Source organism: Amycolatopsis rhizosphaerae (assembly GCF_007713715.1).
GTDB classification, from domain to species: domain Bacteria; phylum Actinomycetota; class Actinomycetes; order Mycobacteriales; family Pseudonocardiaceae; genus Amycolatopsis_E; species Amycolatopsis_E rhizosphaerae.
On record NZ_VJWX01000412.1, the window covers coordinates 1 to 6,345 of the forward strand.

Consider the following 6,345-nt stretch of genomic DNA (forward strand, 5'->3'; position numbering starts at 1 on the left):
GATCTGTTCCCCATCGAACACCAGCGGTGAACCGGGTGCCAGGTAGCTGCCGATCCCGGGCTGGCTCACCTTGCCCATCAACGGGTTCTCCGCGAGCGCGCCGTCCTGGGCCAGCTCGGAAAACGTGTGGTAACGCGACCAGAGCACCGAGGTGGCGCCCAGCGTGGCGGCCACCTCGTCGTAGTCCCTGGCGGCGAACCACGGTCCGAGCAGCTGGGTCAGGGTCTCGCGGTGGGCGTAGCGTTCCCCGCCGGCGTCCAGTCCGGCGACGGCCGGTTCGCCGAGCGCGTCGCCGATTCCGGTGACCCGCACCAGATCCCGCCAGTGCCGGGCGGTCAGCACCACCACCATCACGCGGACCCCGTCCGCGGTGGCGAAGTCACGCCCGAAGTCGCCGTAGATCTGGTTGCCCAGCCTGCCGCGGGGCTTCGGGCTCAGCTGGGCTTCGGCGAGGTGGCCGAGCTGGCCCGCGGTCGCCAGCGCGACGTCGCCGAGCGCCACCTCCAGCCGCTGCCCCTCGCCGGTCCTGGCCCTGGCCCGTTCGGCGGCGAGCAGCCCGATCGCCAGGTACAGCCCGGTCGCGACGTCCCACGCGGGCAGCACGTGGTTGACCGGGTCTTCGGTGCCCTCCGGCCCGGTCAGCATGGGGAAGCCGCACGCCGCGTTGACCGTGTAGTCCACCGCCGTCGACCCGTCGCGGCGGCCGAGCAGCCGGGCGTAGATCACGTCCGGCCGCCGCGCCCGGAGGTCCTCATAGGACAGTCCGGGCCGGGGGCGGGCATTGGTCAGCACCACCCCGCCGCCCGCACCGCCGCCGACGACCAGTTCGGCGACCAGCGCCCGCCCTTCCGGCGAGCGGAGGTCCACCGTCAGCGACCGCTTGCCCTGGTTGAGACCGGCCCAGTACAGGCTTTCCCCGCCTGGCGCCACCGGCCAGCGGTTCCGGTCCGGCCCGCCCCCGACCGGATCCACGCGGATCACGTCCGCCCCGAGCCGGGCGAGGGTCATCCCACCCAGCGGTGAGGCGACGAAACTGGAGAGCTCGACGACGCGCAGTCCGGCCAGCGGCGCGGACGCCGTCACGACCGGTCCAGCTCGATCAGGGACCGCACCCCGTGCCCCGCCTCCATCCGCGCGAAGGCCTCGGGCACTTCGCCGAGGGTGATCCGGTGGGTCACCAGACCGGCGAGGTCGAGCTCCCCGGAGCGCACCTGCCCGGCGAGCAGCGGGATGTCCCGGTCGGGATCGGCGGCACCGTAGATGGAACTGGTGAGGGTACGGGAGAAGTGGAACAGTTCGAGCGGATTGAACACGACCTCCTGGTCGCGGCGGCCGACCCCGACGATCGTGCACTGGCCGCCGCGCCGGACCGCGCCCCACGCCGTGCGGATCGTGGCCGCGGAACCGACGCATTCGAGCGCGTGGTCCACCCCGCGGCCGCCGGTGAGCTTGCGGACCTGCTTGGCCAGGCCGGGCTCGGAGAGCAGGTACCGGGTGGCGCCCGCCGCGAGTGCGAGCTCCTCCTTCTCCGGTGAGACGTCCACGGCGATGATCTCGGCCGCCCCGGCCGCCTTCGCGCCGAGCACGGCGGACAGCCCGATCCCGCCGAGCCCGAGCACGAGCACCGACTCCCCCGGCCGCACCCTGGCCGTGTTGCGGACGGCGCCGATCCCGGTCAGCACCGCGCAGCCGAGCAGCGCGGCCAGGTCGAGCGGCACTCCGCCGGGCAGCGGCACGACCGAACGCGCGGGCAGCACGACCTCCTCGGCGAATCCGCCCACCCCCATGCAGGTGTGCACCCGGGTACCGTCCTCGAGGGTGCCGCCGGGGACGCTGGTCACCCCTTCGACCGCCTGGCACAGCCAGGGTTCGCCGTGCGCGCAGAACCAGCACTCGCGGCAGGCGGCGGCCCAGTTCAGCACCACGTTGTCGCCGGGGCGCAGCCCGGTCACCCCGGGGCCGGTCTCGACGACGGTTCCCGACGCCTCGTGGCCCAGCACGACGGGGTACTGGGGGGTGATGGTCCCGTTGACCATGGACAGGTCGGAGTGGCAGACCCCGGCCGCGGCGATGCGCACGCGCACGTCCGTCTCGCCGAGTCCGGGCAGGGCGACCTCACGGACCTGCGGGCGGGCGCCCGGCTCGGTCACGACGACGGCCTTGACGACGTTGACCACTGAAGACTCCTTGCGGGGAAGGGGAAGCGGCTAGAGCTGGATGGACTTGACTTCGGTGAACTCGTCGAGTCCGAGCCTGCCCATCTCCCGGCCGACGCCGGACTGCTTGTAGCCGCCGAAGGGCGCGAGGGGGTTGTAGGCGCCGCCGTTGACGTCGATCTGGCCGGTGCGGACCCGGCGCGCGAAGGCGAGTGCGCGGTCGGTGTCGGCCGACCAGACCGCGCCGTGCAGACCGTAGCGGGAGTTGTTGGCGATGGCGAGCGCTTCCGCTTCGTCCTGATAGGACAGGACCGACAGCACGGGGCCGAAGATCTCCTCCTGTGCCAGTTCCGAATCCGGCCGCACGTCCCCGAAGACAGTGGGCGAGACGAAGTGCCCGGTCTCGAAGCCTTCGGGGGTGCCGGCGCCGCCGGTCACCAGGCGCGCGCCGTCGGAGATGCCGCGGGTGATGAACCCGCGCACCCGCTCGAGCTGGGCCCGGGAGACCAGCGGCCCGAGCTTGGTGCCGGGGTCGAGGGGGTCGCCGGGCGCGAATCCTTCGGCGAACACCTTGGCCAGTTCGAGCGCCTCCTCCTGACGGCTTCCGGGGACGAGCATCCGCGTCCAGGCGGTGCAGGTCTGCCCGCCGTTGAGGAAGGCGTTGGCCACCCCGACCTTCACCGCGGTCTTCAGGTCGGCGTCGTCGAGGATGACGTTGGCGGACTTGCCGCCGAGTTCGAGGGTGACCCGTTTGACCGTGCGGGCGGCCAGTTCCGCCACGCGGGAGCCCGCCCGCAGCGAGCCGGTGAAGGACACGACGTCGACGTCGGGATGCGTGGCCAGCGCCTCCCCGACCACCGGCCCGTACCCGGTCACCAGGTTGATCACCCCGGGCGGGAAACCGGCCTCGTGGATCGCGTCGAAAAGCTGGTAGGCGCTCAACGGGGCGACCTCGCTGGGCTTGACCACCACCGTGCAGCCCGCGGCCAGCGCGGGCGCGATCTTGCAGGTGATCTGGTGCAGCGGGTAGTTCCACGGCGTGATCGCGGCGACCACCCCGGCCGGTTCGCGCACCACCAGGGAGTTGCCGACGCGCTCCTCCCGCTCGTCGGCTTCGAGCAGGTCGACGTAGGTCTGGATGTCGGTCAGCGGCAGCCCCGCCTGGATGCGGGTGGCGATCCGCAGCGGGGTGCCCACGTCCCGGGCGATCGTCTCCCCGATCTCCTCGGCCCGTTTGGCCAGCCCGTCGTGCAGCCGCCGCAGGAGCTCCGCCCGCTCGCTCCTCGAAGTGGCCGCCCAGGCGGGGAAGGCACGGCGCGCGGCGGCGACCGCCCGGTTCGCGTCCCCCGCGGTCCCCGCGGGGATCTCGGCGAGCGGTTCCTCGGTGGCCGGGTTCTCCACTGGAATCGTCTCATCGCTCTCGGCGGCCACCCAGGCGCCGTCGAGGTACAACACGGTCCGTTCGGTCACGAGGACTCCTTCGTCTCCGGCTGAACAGGCACTGTCCACCCAGGACCGCCGGGGCACCCCGACGGTCAATTTGCCTGTTGACTCTATTCTATAGAATGTGCAGTATTGGGCAAGCCCCAGTAACCCACATCACCCGGAGGTCAGTGTGGACGGCCTGATGATGGATCAGCCCCTCCTGCTCAACACCCTGCTCTGGCGCACCGAACGGCTCTTCCACGACAAGAAGATCGTCACCAGGACCGGCCCGGGCGAGTACCACAGCTACACCTACGCCGACTACGCGAAGCGGGTGCGGCGCCTGGCCAGCGCACTGCTCGACTTCGGGGTGAAGCCCGGGGACCGCGTCGGCACCATCGCCTGGAACCACTACCGCCACTTCGAGACCTACTTCGGCGTGCCCGGGATCGGCGCCGTCCTGCACACGATCAACATGCGGCTGTTCCCCGAGCAGCAGCAGTACCTGATCAACCACGCGCAGGACTCGGTGCTGATCATCGACGAGGACCAGATCCCCGTGGTCGAGCAGCTGGTCGCGCTCGGCATCCCCTCGGTCAGGGCGTTCATCGTGATGGGCGACGGGCCGATCCCCGAAACCACGCTGAGCCCGGTGCACCGCTACGACGACCTCGTCGCCGCCGGCCGCGAAGACTACGAATTCCCCGTCTTCGACGAGAACACCGCGGCCGCCATGTGCTACACCTCGGCGACCACCGGCGACCCCAAGGGCGTGGTCTACAGCCACCGCGCCATGGTGCTGCAGGCGATGTGCCTGGCCATGCACGACAAGCTGAACATGAGCGAGAGCCAGGTGTGGCTCGAAGTGGCACCGATGTTCCACTGCAACGGCTGGAACATCCCGCACACCGCGCTGCTCCAGGGCGCCACCCTGGTGCTGCCGGGCATCCACCCGCTCGACGCCGACTACGTCCGCACCATCGAGGACCTGCGCGTCACCGGCATGAACGGCGCGGTCACCATCGGCACCATGATGCGCGACTTCGTCCGCGCCTCGGACCGGGACTGGGACCTGTCCTCGCTCAGGACCATGTGGCTCGGCGGGCAGGCTCCGTCGCTGGCGATCATGCAGTGGTGGGAGCAGACCTACGGCACCTACGTGGTGCAGGGCTACGGCATGACCGAGTGCACCCCGCAGATCTGCTTCAACTCCATCAAGAGCACCCTGGCCGAGCGCGGCGAGGACGAGGTCTACGCGCTGCGGCAGAAGGGCGGGCAGCCGATCCCGCTGATGAAGATCAAGGTGGTCGGCGAGGACGGCGGCGAACTCCCCTGGGACGGCACCAGTGTCGGTGACTTCTGGGTGCAGTCGCCGTTCACCGCGCGCGAGTACTTCGAGGACGAGCGCACGAAGGAAAGCATGGTCGACGGCTGGTTCCGCACCGGCGACGTCGGCGCGATCGACCCCGACGGGTACGTGATCATCAAGGACCGGTCGAAGGACCTGATCAAGTCCGGCGGCGAGTGGATCTCCTCGATCGACCTGGAGAACGCGCTCATGGCACACCCGAAGGTCCGCGAGGCGACCGTCGTCTCGGTACCGCACGAGAAGTGGCTCGAACGGCCGCTGGCCTGTGTCGTGCCCGCCGACGAGTCGCTCACCGAAGAAGAGCTTCGCGAATACCTGACGCAGGGATTCGCGAAATGGTGGATTCCCGACTCCTTCCTGTTCGTCACCGAGGTCCCCAAGACCAGCGTGGGCAAGTACAACAAGAAGGAGATCCGCGGCATCTACGCGCAGGGAGGCAACGCCGAGATCCTTCGCCGGATCGGCGCCGGCTCCGCCAAGCCCGTCGCGTGAGCGCGGGCGGACCCGATGAAGTGTCCCCCGTCCCCGCGGGTGGCGCGCGAAACACCGCACACGAAAGGTGCATGAGGCAATGACCGATGCCGACAAGATCAAGCTCACCATCCTGCCGACGGGCACGATGCACGCCGACCTCGTCTGGCTGCTGATCGACCCCGCCCGGATGGCCAGCCGCGACAACCGCGAGCGCCTGCGCGACTGGGTCGAGCTGCCCACCCACGTCGTCTACATCGAACACCCCAGCGGGAAGAAACTGCTGTGGGACGCGGGTGTTCCGCGTGACTGGGACACCCGCTGGGCGGCGCCCGGGTTCAACGAGGTGTTCCCGGTGGACACCGTCACCGAGGACATGTGGCTGGACTCGCGGCTCAAGCAGCTCGACCTGGAGCCGGGCGACATCGACTACCTGATGCTGTCCCACCTGCACCTCGACCACGCGGCGAACGCCCAGCTGTGGGCGAACACCGGCACCACCATCGTCGTCGACGAGGAGGAGAAGAAGGGCGCGTTCAGCTTCGACGGCTACAACCTGGGCGCGCACATCAAGTCCGATTACGACGGTCTCGAGCTGACGACCATCAACGAGGACACCGAAATCCTGCCGGGCATCACCCTGCTGCGCACTCCGGGGCACACCTGGGGCACGTTGTCGATGAAGGTGGACCTCGCCGACAGCGGCACCATGATCTTCGCCTCGGACTCGCTGTACCGCAGGGAAAGCTACGGTCCGCCCGCGACCGCGGCCGGCATCGTCTACGACACCGTGTCCTGGTTCGCCTCCGTGGAGAAGATCCGGTCCGTGGCCGAGCAGACCGGCGCCACCGTCGTGTTCGGACACGACGACGAGCAGATCAAGAACCTCAAGACCGGGGTCGGCAACTACTACACCTGACAAGC

The 6,345-nt window shown here is 69.9% G+C and carries 5 protein-coding genes; 2 read left to right on the plus strand and 3 right to left on the minus strand.

The window, feature by feature from the left end; translation table 11 throughout:
• The 3 genes from FNH05_RS29050 to FNH05_RS29060 form a co-directional block, all read right to left on the minus strand.
• The coding region (locus FNH05_RS29050) for a CoA transferase (protein WP_144592040.1) at positions 1–1,083 on the minus strand (1,083 nt) is incomplete at its 3' end.
• Positions 1,080–2,177, minus strand: a complete 1,098-nt coding sequence (locus FNH05_RS29055) for an alcohol dehydrogenase catalytic domain-containing protein (RefSeq protein WP_144592041.1) — start codon at positions 2,175–2,177, stop codon at positions 1,080–1,082. The genes FNH05_RS29055 and FNH05_RS29050, both read right to left, overlap by 4 nt.
• A 30-nt stretch (positions 2,178–2,207) precedes the next feature.
• On the minus strand, positions 2,208–3,626 hold the full coding sequence (locus FNH05_RS29060) for an aldehyde dehydrogenase family protein (protein WP_144592042.1): 1,419 nt from the start codon (positions 3,624–3,626) through the stop codon (positions 2,208–2,210).
• 157 nt (positions 3,627–3,783) lie between these two features.
• Between FNH05_RS29060 and FNH05_RS29065 the strand changes: the two genes are divergently transcribed.
• Both FNH05_RS29065 and FNH05_RS29070 read left to right on the plus strand, forming a co-directional pair.
• Entirely contained in the window at positions 3,784–5,442 is a 1,659-nt protein-coding gene (locus FNH05_RS29065) for a long-chain fatty acid--CoA ligase (protein ID WP_246127999.1), read from the plus strand.
• Positions 5,443–5,521: 79 nt separating this feature from the next.
• Positions 5,522–6,340 (plus strand): N-acyl homoserine lactonase family protein, encoded by an 819-nt coding sequence (locus tag FNH05_RS29070; protein WP_144592044.1) that lies wholly within the window; start codon positions 5,522–5,524, stop codon positions 6,338–6,340.
• Positions 6,341–6,345 lie beyond the last annotated feature (5 nt).